The sequence below is a fragment of the Paraferrimonas haliotis genome (assembly GCF_002282895.1).
GTDB classification, from domain to species: Bacteria; Pseudomonadota; Gammaproteobacteria; order Enterobacterales; family Shewanellaceae; genus Paraferrimonas; species Paraferrimonas haliotis.
On record NZ_NRRB01000003.1, the window covers coordinates 296,058 to 312,513 of the forward strand.

General features: G+C 44.8%; 12 protein-coding genes and 1 other RNA gene. 7 read left to right on the top strand and 6 right to left on the bottom strand.

Features of this window, described 5'->3' with window-relative positions:
- Nucleotides 1-86 precede the first annotated feature (86 nt).
- The 3 genes from CLC91_RS08045 to CLC91_RS08055 all read right to left on the bottom strand — a co-directional run bounded on the left by CLC91_RS08045 (nucleotide 87) and on the right by CLC91_RS08055 (nucleotide 4,592).
- Nucleotides 87-1,445, bottom strand: coding sequence for a sigma-54-dependent transcriptional regulator (locus CLC91_RS08045; RefSeq protein WP_233132598.1), 1,359 nt, complete (start codon nucleotides 1,443-1,445; stop codon nucleotides 87-89).
- Nucleotides 1,446-1,447: 2 nt separating this feature from the next.
- A complete protein-coding gene (locus tag CLC91_RS08050; protein WP_158220714.1) occupies nucleotides 1,448-3,343 on the bottom strand; it encodes an ATP-binding protein in 1,896 nt (631 codons plus the stop codon).
- A gap of 187 nt (nucleotides 3,344-3,530) precedes the next feature.
- Nucleotides 3,531-4,592: a porin gene (locus CLC91_RS08055; RefSeq protein WP_095498416.1), complete on the bottom strand. Its 1,062-nt coding sequence runs from the start codon at nucleotides 4,590-4,592 to the stop codon at nucleotides 3,531-3,533.
- A 357-nt stretch (nucleotides 4,593-4,949) separates the two neighbouring features.
- On the opposite strand from CLC91_RS08055, the gene CLC91_RS08060 reads away from it, so the two are divergent.
- Nucleotides 4,950-6,743: a flavocytochrome c gene (locus tag CLC91_RS08060; protein ID WP_095498417.1), complete on the top strand. Its 1,794-nt coding sequence runs from the start codon at nucleotides 4,950-4,952 to the stop codon at nucleotides 6,741-6,743.
- Nucleotides 6,744-7,020: 277 nt separating this feature from the next.
- Nucleotides 7,021-7,375, top strand: a transfer-messenger RNA (tmRNA) gene (gene ssrA / locus CLC91_RS08065).
- A 438-nt stretch (nucleotides 7,376-7,813) separates the two neighbouring features.
- Here ssrA and CLC91_RS08070 read toward each other — a convergent pair.
- Both CLC91_RS08070 and CLC91_RS08075 read right to left on the bottom strand, forming a co-directional pair.
- The gene (locus CLC91_RS08070; RefSeq protein WP_095498418.1) at nucleotides 7,814-9,364 is read right to left on the bottom strand and encodes a PH domain-containing protein; all 1,551 of its coding nucleotides are present in this window, start codon (nucleotides 9,362-9,364) and stop codon (nucleotides 7,814-7,816) included.
- Nucleotides 9,357-9,905 (bottom strand): PH domain-containing protein, encoded by a 549-nt coding sequence (locus CLC91_RS08075; protein ID WP_095498419.1) that lies wholly within the window; start codon nucleotides 9,903-9,905, stop codon nucleotides 9,357-9,359. Before CLC91_RS08075 ends, CLC91_RS08070 begins: the two co-directional genes overlap by 8 nt.
- A 300-nt stretch (nucleotides 9,906-10,205) precedes the next feature.
- On the opposite strand from CLC91_RS08075, the gene CLC91_RS08080 reads away from it, so the two are divergent.
- Nucleotides 10,206-10,550, top strand: coding sequence for a metalloregulator ArsR/SmtB family transcription factor (locus CLC91_RS08080; protein WP_095498420.1), 345 nt, complete (start codon nucleotides 10,206-10,208; stop codon nucleotides 10,548-10,550).
- Between the two features lie 57 nt (nucleotides 10,551-10,607).
- A complete protein-coding gene (arsB, locus tag CLC91_RS08085; RefSeq protein WP_095498421.1) occupies nucleotides 10,608-11,624 on the top strand; it encodes an ACR3 family arsenite efflux transporter in 1,017 nt (338 codons plus the stop codon).
- A gap of 112 nt (nucleotides 11,625-11,736) precedes the next feature.
- Here arsB and CLC91_RS08090 read toward each other — a convergent pair whose 3' ends face one another.
- Entirely contained in the window at nucleotides 11,737-12,801 is a 1,065-nt protein-coding gene (locus tag CLC91_RS08090) for a linear amide C-N hydrolase (protein ID WP_095498422.1), read from the bottom strand.
- 158 nt (nucleotides 12,802-12,959) lie between these two features.
- On the opposite strand from CLC91_RS08090, the gene CLC91_RS08095 reads away from it, so the two are divergent.
- The 3 genes from CLC91_RS08095 (at nucleotide 12,960) to CLC91_RS08105 (ending at nucleotide 16,425) form a co-directional block, all read left to right on the top strand.
- Nucleotides 12,960-13,847, top strand: a complete 888-nt coding sequence (locus CLC91_RS08095; RefSeq protein WP_095498423.1) for a LysR family transcriptional regulator — start codon at nucleotides 12,960-12,962, stop codon at nucleotides 13,845-13,847.
- Between the two features lie 194 nt (nucleotides 13,848-14,041).
- Entirely contained in the window at nucleotides 14,042-14,638 is a 597-nt protein-coding gene (locus CLC91_RS08100) for a hypothetical protein (RefSeq protein ID WP_095498424.1), read from the top strand.
- Nucleotides 14,639-14,877: 239 nt separating this feature from the next.
- A complete protein-coding gene (locus CLC91_RS08105; RefSeq protein ID WP_095498425.1) occupies nucleotides 14,878-16,425 on the top strand; it encodes a leucyl aminopeptidase in 1,548 nt (515 codons plus the stop codon).
- Nucleotides 16,426-16,456: the final 31 nt, after the last annotated feature.

Here is a 16,456-nt window from a genome sequence, read left to right on the forward strand (position 1 = left end):
TTCCACACAAACTGGGGGACGTACCCCAAAAAATGCTTTCTTTATATATCAAATAGTTAAAAATGTAGAAATTAGGGGTACGTCCCCTATTCTTTGGTCAGACGGCGACTGAGGGCGCTTTGGCTAATTCCTAATAAGCGCGCAGCTGCGGTTTGATTGCTTGCCGTTCGGCTCATCGCTTCGTCGACTAACGCTTTATTTGCTTCAGCTAAGGTGGGCAACTGCTCACCAAAGGAAATACTTAGCTGCTGCTGCCGATTATTAGCTCCGCTTTGAATCGCTTCAGCAAAGGCGCTGATATTTAGCTTATAGTTATCGGAGCGGCTAACCGCATCAAACACCATGCCTTTAAGCTCCAGCAAGTTGCCCGGAAATCCATATCCCCAAAGCTGATTAGCTAAATTGCTGGGTTGTAACGGCCGCTCTCTATTCAATTCCTGCGCTGCAATATCAATAAAGTGATTAATTAGCAGGCCGATATCCAAACGACGCTCACGTAATGGGGGTAGCGCAAGCTCGTGAGCATTCAAGCGATACAGTAAATCGCCTCGAAAACGCCCTTGCTGATGAAGTGCTTTTAAGTCATGACTGCTTGAAGCCACAATGCGACACTCACTGCATACTGGTTTTTGCGCACCAACGGGAAAATATTGATTGTGCTCCAGCAGTTCCACTAATTGAGATTGAGCATCCATCGACAATTCACCAATCTCATCAAGATACAACACCCCGCTTCCAGCAAGCTGCACCAATCCAGGAGTATCTCCACCTTCCAAGCTAACGGAGCCAAATAAAGTTACCCGCAATTGCTCTAACGACATCGATGTCAATGAAATCACTTCAAATGGTTGTTCAGGGTAAGCCAGTTGATGCAATGCTTTGGCAAAGACGTCTTTTCCGGTTCCTGACTCTCCAATAATAAGCACCGGAGCCGGAGAGCTCGCAATGACCTCCAAATAACGAAGGCGGTCGAGCACTGCAGGCTCGCAACTGATGATTTCTTTAAAAGAATCGGGACGTTTAAGCTCTCTATCAAAAAAGCTCTCCCGTACCTGTTCAAGATTAGCCTCTAGCCCAATCACCTCAAGAGCTCGCCTTACCGAGCCGACCAAAGCCTCCACTTCTCCGGCCTTATTAAAGTAATCGTAGGCGCCGCGTTTCATACAGCGCACAGCTGAATCGATTTCATTAACCCCTGTAACAATAATTACTCGACAATTAGGATGGTTTAACTTGATGTCTTGAAGAATGTCCTCTCCTGAGCGGAAAGGCATTGTCAAATCCAGTAATACCAAGGAATACTTTTTGGATTGCATCCGTTCAAGTACTTGTCGGCCATCCATGCAGGTATCCACGTGAGCCTCTGGTACTCGGCGTTTTAGAGTAACCGACAACGCTCTTAACCATTGCGCTTCGTCATCCACCAAAAGAATATTACGCGCCATTTTCACGATGCATTACCTCGTTTAAAATATAAGCTTATTCGAGTTCCTTGACCTTCAGTGCTTTGGATCGTCCACCGAGCTTGGTGCTCGTCAAGAATTCGATTACAAATTGATAAACCTAGCCCAGTACCGCCGGTTTCTCTACGCGTCGTAAAGAAGGGTTCTTTAATGCGATGAAATGTATCTTTGGACATACCAATACCATCATCTTCGACAACCACCTCAACTTGTGAGCCTACAACAGCCACGGAAATGGCTAAGTGCCCGCCATAAGTTTCCATTGCCAAACACGCATTTTGAATCAAATTAATGAAAACTTGTTGCAATTGAGCATCATCGCCGGGGGTGATAGCCGACTCATCGCTGTATAACGTCTTCACATCAAACCGCTTTACCATGTTATGAGTTAAACGTAAGGCGGTTTCAACAGATACATTGAGATCAACCAACTGCTCCACTCGTTTTGTGCTGGGAGAAGCATATTGCTTAAGATCTTTTACGATTCGAGCGATACGTCGCGCCGCGTCGGTTACCGTCTCCACACTCACCGTTAACTCTTGCAAACCATCATCAAGTTCAAGCCCTGCAATACGGCTGTTTGGTTGAGTTTTAGCAAATTTTACCAGCATTGGATTAATGTCATGCATGGCGTCACTGATCAAGGCTATAGAATGAAGAATCAACCCTGTTGGATTATTGATTTCATGAGCGACACCTGCGCTTAACTCTCCAAGGGACGCTAAGCGGCTGGCTTGCTCATGAGCTTGCTGTAACCGTTGTTGTTCGGTAACTTCTTGCACCAACACAACCGCTTGCTGCTGAGCAATAGGGAAGATTTGTAGCAACCAATACTCATTATCAAGCTGCAGCACTTCGGAAAACTCGAGTTTCCTGCGCATTGCCTGGGCAAATCTATCATCAAAAACAAATGGGTTGCTGCGCTCATCAGTAACCGCTTCATGATGAAGTAAGTGTTCGTGTTGACCATTGCTCCAAAGCTGTTGTTGCGAACTATCAAACAGATAAACACCGTAAGGTATTTCATCAAGCATCATCTGAAATTGGTTTGTTATTTGCGTTAGCGCTTGCTCGGCCGCTTTGCGCTGCCGTAACTCTTTAGCTAAAGCGTCACTTCGATGGCGCAAACGTACTGACACAAATACCGTATAAAGCAAGCCCGCAAAAGACATACTGGCGATCACGATGGCGTATTTAAGAATGCGCAAGTGCTCGGCAGTTAAGTCAATTTTTTCGCGGCCGGTACCAAACCAGTGGGCAACTAAATCGTCATACTCACCGCTGTGTTTTAATTGCCGAAGCGTCGTATTAATATCACTAAGCAAGGCTTGATTTTGCGGCGATGTAACGTAGGAATAGACTCCAAAAATCAATGGCTCGCTGGCGCTTCGCACTTTGGCATAGTGAGGTTGCAATCTTCTTGCGACCATATTCTCTGCCAGCACTACATCAACATCGCCCGACTCAAGCAATTTAAAACCGGTTTCATAAAGATCCACATCAACACGTGTAAATAACTGAGAATGATCCTTGATGTACACATCAACGAATGAACCGCTTTTAATCGCCACACGTTTATTGGTTAGATCGCTCCAACCATTGATATCAGGACTGTCTAAGGCCGTATAAGCTTTAGCATAAGTTGTATAGATGGGATCCGATTGACCTGATTGTCTTGGAATGCCAACCGGGCTAACTGCAGTAAAGAAATCAATTTGAGGGGCATCACTCTGCAAATCGGCAATAAGAGTTTGTAAGGTTTGCCTACGAAAACCAAGATGACTTCCGGTTCGCTTAGCTACCTTCTTTGCCAAAGCGATGTTAAAACCTTGCTCAACACCATTTTCCCGCCATTCCAGTGGCGCAGTCGTAGAGTGCACTCCCATCGTCAATGTTGACGAATGAGTTTGACACATCGCTGTAAGCGGTGCGCTAAGGAGACATAAAAATAAGATAAACGTTGCTTTCATAAAAGCAAGTCTATCAAAACAAAAAGGCGGTGAATGTGGGATAATTTCCCCATTCACCGCCACAAACTAGCGATTAACTAATTGCTTGATAAATCGTTTAGAAACGAGTCATTAAACCTAGGTTAATTACGTTTTCAGCTTGGTCATACAACTTAGTTGCTGTGGTGGTATCAACACTTGCATCGTAACGGCTGTAGTGAGCGTATACTTTGGTTGCTTTAGACAAGGCATAATCGGCACCTACTGCGTAGTTAACAACTTTAGTATCGGTTACATCAGCTGCAGTAATACCATTATTACCGTCACCAATAATGCGTTTCATGTACACACCGCGAGCAGACTCATCTTGGCCATAGCGCGCTTTCAAGGTTAGGGCGTCGGTTAGTGGGTAGGCCACATCAACCATGAAGCCATCACCTTCAAGGTTAGTGTTTACAAGGTCTTTAGAGTGTTGGTAAACACCACCGATTTTGAAACCAGCCAATTTAACTTGAGCGGTAGCACGGTATGCTTCTTCGTTATTTACACCCGCGTTATAACCTACGCCGAAGTTGTAGATTTTGTTTTTCAGGCTCTTATCACCATAAACGGCAGCGACAGAGTACAAGTCGCCTTCAACTTTCGCGTCTTTACCGTAAACATCATCTTTTAGCTGGTAAGTTGCGAATACGGTAAGGTCACCAATCTTTGGAGATGTATAGCCAATGGTATCTGCTATACGATTGTTACCTGTAAACAAACGGTTCATATCAGCATTGGTAAGGTTGAATTGGTCAACACCACCTTCAGATTTCCACATTGCCAAGCTTTGACGACCGAAAGTTACCGTACCAAAATCACTCTTCACACCAATCCAGGTATCACGAGCGTTAAACGGAGTATTAGTTTTGCTGTTATCCATTCCTTGAACGCCAACTTCTACCTTATAAATCAAATCAACTGGTGCGTTGATGTCGATGTTACCTTTAACACCAATCAATGAGTTATCGTCTTCTAAAGTTAACCCTGCGCCACCACCAGAATTGGAAGCGTAGCCAGTATCCGAGTTAGACAGTGCTACCCGAACCGTACCATAAAAGTCTGCGGAAGAATCAGCTGCCAATGCGGAGCCAGTTCCCATAATCATTAATACTGCTGTAGCTATTACACTCTTTTTCATGTTACTACCCTACATAAAAGAAAAGACATTTTTTGTTGTATCAAAAGGGTCTGCAAGGAGCTCCCTTCTGAAAAGTTGTGCTCAATCTATGCCTCTCTGTAACGCTGTGCCAGTGCCTTATTGCAAGATTTTGGGGCTCTTCTAATAAATTCCATATCCATGAGAACTCTCTCTAGTCACTATGCAAATATGCATATATCGTCAGCTCGCTATGCAGTTATGCATACCTAAAAAATCGAACTGTGAAGCACCCTAAAAAAGTGACGTAAGCTTCACAAAACCCTTTGCTAAATAGCCTCTAGAGGGGAATCATTGCACCCAACCTAGTGTCAATCGACCTTATTTGGAGTAAAAACAATGAAGCCTAGAAGTCTTGCAGTTTCATTAGCCGCTTTACTGTTTAGCGGAGTCATTTCCACCGCCGTTTTCGCGAACGGTTTTCTAGCTGAAGAACATGCCGAAATGAATGGCTGTGACAGCTGCCACCTAGAAGGTAATAAACTATCTGATGATAACTTGAGCTACGAAAATGCTCAGTGCAAAAGTTGTCATGGCGACCTAGCAGAAGTTGCCAAAGATACACAACGTGATAAGTACAACGCACACGCTTCTCACTTCCCAGGCGATACTTCTTGTACTAGCTGCCATGCGGGCCACCAAGAATCATTAAACTATTGTGATTCATGCCATAGCTTTAAATTTGATATGCCTTACCAAGGCAAATGGCACCGTCATGAGAAATCAATCGCTGAGCTTGCTAAAGACAAAGCGCAACGTCAAGCTGCGTTAAGCAAAGCTCCGCAAGATACCGTGAATGTATTGGTTGTTGGTTCTGGTGGCGCGGGATTCTCTGCTGCCGTTGCTGCACACGATAAAGGCGCAACCGTTATTATGGTTGAAAAAGAACCTGTTATCGGTGGTAACGCAAAATTAGCAGCTGGTGGTATGAACGCTGCTATGACCAAACAACAAGAAGCAAAAGGCATTAAAGATAGCCTAGAGCTTATGAAGTCTGACACCATTAAAGGTGGCCACAATATTAACGATCCAGCATTAGTGGATGTATTAGTAAACAACTCTCGCGGCTCCGTTGACTGGTTAACCTCTATGGGTGCTGACTTAAGCGATGTAGGCCGTATGGGTGGTGCATCTGTTAACCGTTCACATCGTCCAACAGGTGGTGCTGGTGTTGGTGCGCACATTGTACAAGTACTTTATGATAATGCGGTAAAACGTCATATCGATATGCGCCTAAACACCCGTGCTGTTGAAATTTTGAAAAATGACGACGGTTCTATTAAAGGTGTATTAGTTAAAGGTAAATACACCGGTTACTACTGGGTTAAAGCCGATGCGGTAGTTATGGCTACTGGTGGTTTTGGTCGCAATAACGAGCGTGTTGCTAAACTAGACCCTAAACTAAAAGGTTTCATCTCTACTAACCAAGTAGGTGCAACTGGTGACGGCCTTGACGTAGCGGTGAACGCTGGCGCAGCCACCAAAGATCTCAAGTACATCCAAGCTCACCCAACCTTATCTATTAAAGGCGGTGTGATGGTTACTGAGGCGGTTCGTGGTAATGGCGCAATCCTGATTAACCGTGACGGTAAGCGCTTTGTTAACGAAGTTACCACTCGTGACAAAGCTGCAGCGGCAATTCTTGCTCAAAAAGGCAAAACCGCGTTCCTAGTATTTGACGACTCTGTACGTAAATCATTAAGCAAAATCGAAAAATACATTGCTCTAGGTGTAGTGCCAAGCGACGCATCAGCTAAGAAACTTGCAGATAGCTTAGGTATTAACGGTGACGAAATGGTGAAAAGCATTAAACGCTACAACCAGTTTGTTGCAGCAGGTAAGGATGACGATTTCGCTCGCCAAAACTTACCACGCTCCTTAGACCAAGGTAACTACTACGCAATTGAAGTAGGCCCTGGTGTTCACCACAGCATGGGTGGCATTGAGATTGATACCAAAACTGAGGTATTTGACACTCAACATCACTTAATCAAAGGCCTATATGCCGCTGGTGAAGCAACTGGTGGTGTTCATGGAGCTAACCGCTTAGGTGGTAACGCCATCTCCGATATCGTGACCTTTGGTCGCTTAGCTGGCGAAACCGCAGCAAAATTTGCTAAAGAACAGCACTAAACGCTAATAGCTAATTAGCTTATAAAAAAGGGACGTACCCCAAGGTATGTCCCTTTTTACTTTTCAACAACTTAAAGACTTAGGGGTACGTCCCCATTTCCCAACGAGCCCCTCGCTACATAGGGGGACGTACCCTATTCGTATTATCCGAGCAATTTCAAGCCGTTATTTTTTGGGGTACGTCCCCACTACTTTGCTCGAATATGCAGCATACGCCACAGAAACTATTAATATGACTATTGCTACAGCCTACTTATCAGGTATGATGTGAAGTCTTGGGGGCGATTTTGGATTCGACAAGATTCGCGAAACCCTAGGAGCATGCCGAGGGGCGGTTGGCCTCGTAAAAAGCCGCATTGTTATAGTTGCAAACGACGATAACTACGCTCTAGCAGCTTAGGCTCGCTAGCCATCTACCACAAGTTTTTCGCATGGGCAGTGGATTTGATGGTCACCCTACATCGCGATAGCGAGGGATACCCGCCTGGGGTTGAACCGCGAAACAGTACCAGGCTCGCCAATGTTAATCCTGTTTGTCGGAGTACCATTGGTTAACCAAAAGACAAACTAAGCATGTAGCGCCGAGGATGTAGGTTTTTTGGACGCGGGTTCGAGCCCCGCCGCCTCCACCAATTCAAGCACAAAGCCCCTAGCTAGGGGCTTTTTTTATGCCTAAAGTTATTTTATCTTTAGCCCTACAGTCAGCAACAATTGTAAGCTTATGGATCAGCTAAAATTCTGCCTCAGCATGAACTTTCTATGCTCGCTTGTTTTTGTCGCATGTAGGCTTATTGGCTTAAATACCTACATTGAAGGCGGGCTCGGGCTTACGTGGCTTTTAGTCCTTATTTTTTCCGCTGCAGCCATAATTGTTAGCTTATTTTGGTCTCTATTTTTAGTGCTTGATAGAGGGTATTCATGGCTAATTGGCAAAGACAACGCATCGGCAATTCAATTTAAGATTTCAAGTTTATACGTGTGCCTTATTTGCCTTGCTTGGTTGTATTACTTCCAAGTTAGCTAACAGCCGACAACACCAAAATCGGGGCTGGTAAACACAATAAAATCAATTACATCCAACTGGCTTTCCACTTCTCTAGCCGATATAAACTGTCATTCGCAAGTTTATAAGCCTCTTGCTCAGAGATATAAGGGATCGTATAACTGCCGGACGCAAGTACGAGCTTCAACGAACACAGCTGATGACGCTTGGTCAGCGGCGTTTGGCGAACGCTTAATTGCTGCATTTTGTGACGAGCAAAACAATAGTGATCCACACCCAAGCACCCTTTACGAATGTATATAAAGTTGTCATCGGTCGCATAACCCCATCGCAAATAGCGTAAAACCATGAGCATCACTAACACGACTATTGCCGCTGTTGCATAAAGGGTTGCCGTTGTATCTTGGTGATAAATAAATAGGCCGATGAGCAGCAGGTAGGGCGGGAGTGCGAACAGGCCCATATTTCTAAGCAAATAACGTGGGCTGATTCTTTGAAACGGGATATCGAAAAGCCTATTCGTAGGATAGGCATCAGCAACCAAATTTTGCGCTTCCTCTATAGTCACCGATGGCACCAAAATTTTATTTGTTAGCGACGCACCAGGCTTAACTCGGGTATTGGCATTGGATTGCTCAAAGCGTAAATTACTGCGTCGAAACAAAACGTCGAGCCAGTCTTGCTGGCGCACTATTACCTGTAATCTTGAAAGACGCATACTGACTTCAGTAACCGTAAACAAACCGCATCGCCTGATATATCGGTCTCCTTGTTTACTCAATTCAAAGTTATAGTAAACAATGACAGAGCCGATAACCGAGATAAGGCTCATGATGAAAATGGTGGTAAAGGTAACGGTAATCAGAGTCAGTCCAATCTGCCACCAAGTCATTCCCTCAAAGGCAAAATATTGCTCAACGTTGATACCATTTCTCAACATAAACTGAGCGACAGCCTCTCCTACGTTATCGATAAATGGGGCTAAACCTGCCAATATTATCCAAGCTCTATTGCTCGAAAGACCATGCAAAACCAGATCATCAATATTTCTAAGGTTCATGGTTGTTTCTTTTTCTAAGGGAGCTGAGAGCTCTTCTGACTGACCGCTTTCGGGCGTTTCCTGATCACTTTCGTCGGTCCGCTGTGCTTCATTGTAAGCAAGTATCTTAGCTTTTAGCGCAGTCGCTTTTGTCAGGCTAATCGCTACGATCTTAGCCTCTTGAGCCGAAGAGCCGGCCGTATCAAACTGCAAATAACAATAGTTTAATGGGCGATAATAAAGCGGCTCGCAAACCTCAATGTTCTGGATTCGTTCAAACGGCAAATCGATGCGTTTTTTGCTAAACACGCCTGATCGAATTTCAAGTTGTTGCGTGGTCAAGCGATATTGAAAGAAGTAATAGTTTAACAGTGCAAACAAGCCTATAAGGGCAAAGGTAACCATGACAATGGTTTGCAACAGCTCTGGTCGTTGGGAAATTTTATCCGAGCTGATGTAGAGCGCTGGAATCAAGTACAGAATATTAGAAAGCAACACTTGAAGTATTCGCACCACATAATAAATTACGCCAACTAAGGATATTCGCTGCCACCCTTTATTCGCCATGTCATCAACCATGTTGTTGAATGTCCTTATTAGAGAGGATGAACTGTCGAATTTGCTCAGCTTTCGCAAGCGCTAGTCCTGGGATTTGAAAAGTATGTAGCTCCCCTCCTGCACTATAAACCTGTATATTTGCTAACCCAAACCGCCGCTCAAGTGGGCCTTGCTTAATCTCAACATGCTGAATTCTAAGTATCGGTTGAGTCAATGTGCTGAAGAAGAACAAGCCAGAATGGTAGCTAAGATCCTGCTCACGTAGGGCAAACTTTTTCTTTTTGTCTGCAAAGTGGACGTAACATAGGGATAAAAGGAACAAAACGATAACGGCTAATGCCGCATAGTCTGCGAAGCGATTCACACGCTCCGGCACGTCCACAAAAGTCTGAAACTGAATAAACAGCAATAATATCAAGACCAGCGCAATGGCGAGCAATCGAGTGAGCCTTCGTACTGTTCGATAGCGCTTGTCCAACGGCTCAAAATCAAGATCTTGCAACTGCGGCAAGCCGCTGCTTGCAAGTTGTTGATTGCTAAATTCTGGTTCCAATCCACTCATCTTGTGTTTATTCCATTAAAATTTCGGCGCGAACTTAAGCTTACCCTAAAACAGCAAGGGGACGTACCCCTATCTTACAACCTATTGTTTTTCATAGAATTGTAAAATAGGGTACGTCCCCACCAATGTTTTGGGAGCCTTTTAAGGCAGTAATCGAATAATAATTATGGTCATAGAATATTTGTGAGTACCGTCACTTGCTCAACAATTTCCTTCAATAATCTGTATTATATATACGGAAAATCGCATATATTTATTTTCGAATATTTTCAGCCATGAACGCTAAGCGAGCTACCGTATATGTCTCCCATTCAATTTTATAAATGTCTAGCAGATGAGATTCGACTAAAAAGCGTATTGTTGATTTTGCAAGAGAATGAACTTTGTGTGTGCGAGTTAATGGTTGCCTTAAACGAAGTTCAGCCAAAGGTTTCTCGTCACTTAGCCCAACTAAGAAAGTGCGGCTTGCTTGTCGATAGGCGTCAAGGGCAATGGGTCTTTTACCGCATCAATCCAAGCTTACCTGAGTGGGCAAAACGCTCCTTAACGGAATCCGCTCACGGAAATGTGGCTTTTTTAAGCAAGACATCGACTCGACTAGCAAACATGGGAAATCGCCCAGACAGACTCGAGACTTGCTGCTAAAAATTTGACTTTAAACATATGGTTTTTCGCATATATAAATTAATCTAAGGTTTTACAATGGGTATTTTCGAACGATTTTTATCAGTATGGGTGGCTTTAAGCATTGTTGTTGGCGTGGCATTAGGCAACCTATTTCCCGATCAATTTGCGATTATCGCATCATTAGAAGTGGCCAACGTTAATGTAATTGTAGCGGTGCTTATATGGGTAATGATTTATCCAATGATGGTGCAAATAGACTTCAGTGCAGTCAAAGCTGCCGGCAAAAAGCCAAAAGGCCTTATATTAACCATAGTAATTAATTGGCTTGTTAAGCCCTTCACAATGGCGCTTCTGGGTTGGCTGTTCTTCAAAATCGTATTTGCGGATATGGTCAACCCACAGACAGCAAACGAGTATATCGCAGGTATGATTCTACTGGGCGTCGCTCCTTGTACAGCCATGGTGTTTGTATGGAGCCAGTTAACCAAGGGCGATCCTAACTACACGTTATTGCAAGTATCGGTTAATGACCTCATTATGGTATTCGCATTCGCGCCAATAGCAGGTTTTTTACTTGGTGTTAGCGATATAACCGTTCCATGGGAAACGCTATTATCTTCTGTCGTTTTGTATGTGATATTCCCCTTGATTGCCGGAGTACTGACTCGAAGTTTCTTGAATCAAAAAAGAAATGACGACTTACTACCAGCATTTTTAGCAAAGCTAAAACCTTGGTCAATGATTGGGCTATTAGCAACCGTTGTACTGCTATTTGCATTTCAAGCTCAAACCATCTTAGAGCAACCACAAACAATCGTGTTGATTGCAATACCTTTATTGATTCAAACATACAGTATTTTTGTGATTGCTTATGTCGCAGCGAAAGCACTAAAGCTCCCTCACAATATTGCTGCCCCGGCAAGTCTCATTGGTACCTCAAACTTCTTTGAGCTAGCGGTTGCGGTCGCTATTGCCCTATTTGGGTTGCACTCCGGTGCTGCCTTAGCGACCGTGGTTGGCGTACTTGTTGAGGTACCAGTAATGTTGTCCTTAGTCTATGTGGTCAACCGTACTCGTCATTGGTTCGTGTGAGCACTCCAGCTAATACAGCAAGGGGACGTACCCCTATCTTACAACCCATTGTTTTTCATAGAGTTATAAAATAGGGTACGTCCCCACTGCTTTTAGCTACAAGCTAATAAGCTTATTTGCACTGGCTAAACACCATGCGATCTTGCTCGAGTGCTTGAGAGACTAAATCTGCGCATACCGGCTTAGTGAATTGCTTAATGTCGTTCATATTCACTGATACTTGAGTCGCGGTATCATAGTTAAAGTAAGTCACTTCACCATTGTCAAAGTTATAAACGTAGGTTTCCCACGTCGCGTAAGTAACGCCGTTTGTTGGGTCAATGATGTCTTGCCCTACTAGGTTACCGGCGTCGAACATGCTTTTCATTTTACCGCGAATAGCAGGCCATTGGGCGTCGTTTTTCCAGTTGGTATTGGCAGTGTTATACAAGCCACGCACGTTACGGTCTCGAGATGAAATTGAGCCTGGTAGCTTCTCTGCATCAGTCATATCGAACTGCTTAACATAGGCTCTGTGATCTTGTTGTAACGGCGCGTTAGCCATTACTCGCAAGTCACTCTCGGTATCACCTTGATGAATCTTAATTTCGCCGCCTTTATTCAATTGGAACAAAGCAATATTGCCTGATTTATCCTGAACTGAAACGTGGAATCCATGACGATGTCCCGCAATGCCCGTCTTCCAAGCAATTTGCCACTCTCCCGCTTTAAAACCTTGTACCGCTTCATCCACAGTTTTGTAGTTTTCCACCAAAAACGGCACGATGTCTGATAAGTGCAATGCTGGCGCTCCAGTGTCCGCTGCATCATCAATAAACTTCACTGACGGGTCTTGATACAACATAGACGCTGCAAAGCCTTCAACATTCATGGCTTCGCCGGTAGTGCCGTGAAAGGTTTCTACTTCTTCAAAATACAAAGTTTGGTGCTTTGTGACCCACTTAGCTGGATTGCTGTACTCAGGTACCTCGCGAGTAGAGCGCTTTGTTCCAACAGGAGAAACTTTAGCTACGCTGGACAAACGTTCGCCCCAATCGTAAGAGCGAGCAACAGAAATACCATGCTCACCAGTATCGGCAATAAGGCGAGAACAGGCATTAGCCTGGCTGCTTACTCCAACCAAAGTGGTTGCTGCTAAAACGGCTGCTAAAATGGCGGTTTGCTTAAATGATTTCATAATAACCTCTCAAAGTTTGTCGAGCATTGTCGTTAAACACGTTTGTTAACAGTTGCGAATATTATGAATGACTAAAACAATCGTGTTAACATCGCCAAGAAAGGGTTTAACCCTCCCTAAAATAATGTACACAACCGACTGTTAGAAGGTAAATTTATATGAGTGCCACCATAGAACAGCTGCAAGCCTTTGTTGCCACGGTTGATAAAGGTAGTTTTAAGCAAGCGGCATTGCGACTGGGGAAACACAACACCACCATAAGCGGTTTAGTCGCGTCGCTGGAGGCTGAATTAGGACTGTCGTTATTTGAAAGAAAGCCTCGCTCCCTCGAGCTAACCGCGCAAGGTAAAGACATGTATCATTATGCTGTGGCTGTGCTTCGAGAAAGTGATCAGTTGCTTATGAAGGCAGATAGCTTATTGGCCGGAGAGCCAAGCCGCTTTGTGGTTGGCCTCGATACCGCACTGCGCCATCCTTTAGTGATGCAAGTAATCGACCGATTGATACAAAAATACCCTTCCATGCAGTTTACTTTGCTTTCCGGCGACCCCATGCTGCTGCGCAGTTGGCTGCTATCAGGACAAGCCGATATGTGCATCAGTACCAATACCTTTCAACGTCACCACGAACTGTCATCGGCTGACGGCTTTAACTTTGAAGTGATAAACGTCGCAAATCCGCAGTTACAGCTAAAGCAGCAAGTGGTAAAAGAGGAGAAGCTCAGGGGTATGACCCAAGTGGCAACTCTATTTATGAAAGTGTTAGGCCAAAGCGATACCCATAACTTCAGCAATCGGCTTATCTACAGTAATAACAATCACGATACCTTAGCCTTAGTTAAGCATTCCCTGACGTGGGCGATCTTGCCAGCCTATTTATGCAAAGAAGCGCTGGAGCGAGATGAAGTGCATAAAATATTCATCACCAAAGCCGAGAAAACACGAGCGAACATCTGGTCGAGCGCCATTTATTGGCCCTCAAGCAACCCTCTTAATGCTCCCATGCACGATCTAATTAATGGAATCGTAACCATTGATGATATGTAAAGTGTGATAATAATTTACTGATAATAATCAATACGTTAAAAATAAATCTTACAAAGTAACAAGAGCAAAAGTCGAGCTTGTGTGATCACAACGGCACAAAGTACATACAATAACCAACAGAGCAAAAATGCTACTTCTATATTATGAACGCTACGTAACCACCAATAGCTTCATTTAATGACAGAGGTAAGCCAATGCGGTTGAAAGCACTTTATGTACTTCGTATCTTAGCTTGCCTATTGTTTGGATTGTGCAGCTGCACAGCCTCCGCTGCGGCAAAATGCGCTACAACCGCCAATGCAACCAGAGCCAATCAATGGAGAAATACCATAGGACTCGCAGCTAACAACGATACGGTTTCCGTTTATTTTACCAACAATAATCCAAACCACTTTGGTGCTTTCGTCAGCTTAGATTACGGCCTTAATCAAGTGGATAGCGCGCAAATCCATAACCCTCATTATATGGCCACCTCCAACGAACAACTTGAGCTTACCAGCGAACGTCACCTTCATATCGGCAGTAGCCTCGGGGCCAGTTATGCTCTATCGAACAAGCTGTTCGTTATCGCCGGTGCGTCTATCGCATCGCAAGATGAATATCGGGTGTTTTACGATAATAACCGGCGACATTTCGGTAGCGCATATGATGGAAAGTCCTATGAGCACACCTATCACCGCTTAAAAGTGGGTACATTTGCCGGCATCGGCAGCGACTTTCGCCGTTTTAGCTTGATGGCAAAGTACGACACCACCTATGGCTTAATGGCGGCAGTGGGTTATCGCTTTTAGACCCTTAAGCTGCCAAGTTATTCAAAGTAGTAACGAGCTTGATGGTACGCACATACTGACAACAACAAACAAAAAACACCTTTTTAACAAAACATCATGATTGGTCACAACACAGGCACTTGCTTGTTTGCCTCGATGGGATCGACTGCTTGCCAATACCTAAGTCGTTTTAATTCAAGTATGATTCGTCGTCACCATTGCTGCGTTTGCAGCTCAACACGACATACGCTGAGAATAATATGAAAAATCTAGCATTAGTATGGGTGTGCGCTATCAACATAATGGGATTAGTAGCCACCAAAGCATTAGCAGATAATTTTAATTTTGTAGAAAGCAGCTCTGCTGCCAATCATACCGTCGTGGTTTTACAAGCCGGCGATAAACCGTCAAAGACCTTAGCGGCCCTCGACGCACGCACCAACCAACAAATAACCGAAGCGCTGAAAATCAAAAGTTTTAACGGTGCTAAAAAGCAAATGGTTGAGTTGCTCGTTCCTCAAGGTCTACAAGCCAAGCGTTTAATCATTATGGGCGTTGGCGATACCGCCTCTGCGAATAAGGGTGCCATTAATGAACTGGGCGCAGAGCTTACCGCTTATTTAGCCAAAGGCACTAATGAGCGCGAGCGCAACCACACCATTACGCTATTAACCGCGGGTATTAGCGATGCCAACAGCAACGCGTCTTTTGCCGCCCAGTTTGCCCACGGCATGAATTTGAGAGCATACCGCTTTGACAAATACTTAAAGGAGAAAAACCCAGCTCCTCGTAACATCTCGGTATCGGTTGACGACAAGCAACAAGCGGCTTCGCAGTACCAACAGCTAAAAGCCATTGAACATGGCATCTTCTTAGCGCGTGATTTAACCAACGAAGTACCCAGCCAATTAACACCAGCCCAGTTCGCTAAAGAGGCAAGCAAACTTAAGCAACTTGGGGTTAAAGTAACCATCATTAAGCCCAAGCAAGTAAAATCCTTGGGGATGGGTGGTCTATACAGCGTAGGCCAAGGCTCGAACGATGGCAGCCACCTTGTTATTGCTCATTGGCAAGGCAGTGAGCAAGCACCGATCGCGTTAATTGGCAAAGGCATTACCTTTGATACCGGTGGCTACAATATTAAGGCCAATGGCGATTCCATCAGCCGTATGAAAACCGACATGGCTGGCGCTGCCGCGGTGCTAGGTACCATTCGCGCCTTAGCAGAGCAAAAGTCGACTCAAAACGTGGTCGGCATCATGGCCATGGCTGAAAATATGGTTTCCGCCACCGCTACTGCACCCGGTGATGTAATTACCATGGGCAATGGCACTACCGTTGAAATTGTTAATACCGACGCCGAAGGTCGATTGGTCATGGCGGATGCACTTTGGTACGCCAACCAGCATTTTCAGCCTCGAGTAATGGTGGATATTGCCACCCTAACCGGCTCTAAATACCGCGCTCTAGGTAATCGATTCACCGCGATCTTCAGTGATGATCAAGGATTGATGGACGGATTATCTAACGCTGGTGAACGTGTCCACGAAAATCTATGGCCTCTGCCTTTGGCGTATCACGATGAACTCAAAAGCCCCATCGCCGACATTAAAAACTCTGGCCATAATGGCCCCGGCGCAACCATGGGTGCGGTCTTTTTACAGCACTTTGCTGGCGACACTAAATGGGCCCACCTCGACATGGCCGGTCACGCCCTAACTCGCTCAGATAAAGGCATTCATCCAACCGGTGGCACTGGCTACGGTGTGAGGCTGTTAACCGAGTGGATTGCCAGCAACCCAGAATAAAGTCGCTCGCTCTAATCAGAAGCGCCAGTTA

Bases quoted from the DNA above. Each gene is read 5' to 3' on its own strand.
- CLC91_RS08070 (WP_095498418.1), bottom strand. From the start codon at position 9,364: ATGGTTGATGACATGGCGAATAAAGGGTGGCAGCGAATATCCTTAGTT.
- CLC91_RS08080 (WP_095498420.1), top strand. From the start codon at position 10,206: ATGTCTCCCATTCAATTTTATAAATGTCTAGCAGATGAGATTCGACTA.
- CLC91_RS08090 (WP_095498422.1), bottom strand. From the start codon at position 12,801: ATGAAATCATTTAAGCAAACCGCCATTTTAGCAGCCGTTTTAGCAGCA.
- CLC91_RS08055 (WP_095498416.1), bottom strand. From the start codon at position 4,592: ATGAAAAAGAGTGTAATAGCTACAGCAGTATTAATGATTATGGGAACT.
- CLC91_RS08045 (WP_233132598.1), bottom strand. From the start codon at position 1,445: ATGGCGCGTAATATTCTTTTGGTGGATGACGAAGCGCAATGGTTAAGA.
- arsB (WP_095498421.1), top strand. From the start codon at position 10,608: ATGGGTATTTTCGAACGATTTTTATCAGTATGGGTGGCTTTAAGCATT.
- CLC91_RS08075 (WP_095498419.1), bottom strand. From the start codon at position 9,905: ATGAGTGGATTGGAACCAGAATTTAGCAATCAACAACTTGCAAGCAGC.
- CLC91_RS08105 (WP_095498425.1), top strand. From the start codon at position 14,878: ATGAAAAATCTAGCATTAGTATGGGTGTGCGCTATCAACATAATGGGA.
- CLC91_RS08100 (WP_095498424.1), top strand. From the start codon at position 14,042: ATGCGGTTGAAAGCACTTTATGTACTTCGTATCTTAGCTTGCCTATTG.
- CLC91_RS08060 (WP_095498417.1), top strand. From the start codon at position 4,950: ATGAAGCCTAGAAGTCTTGCAGTTTCATTAGCCGCTTTACTGTTTAGC.
- CLC91_RS08095 (WP_095498423.1), top strand. From the start codon at position 12,960: ATGAGTGCCACCATAGAACAGCTGCAAGCCTTTGTTGCCACGGTTGAT.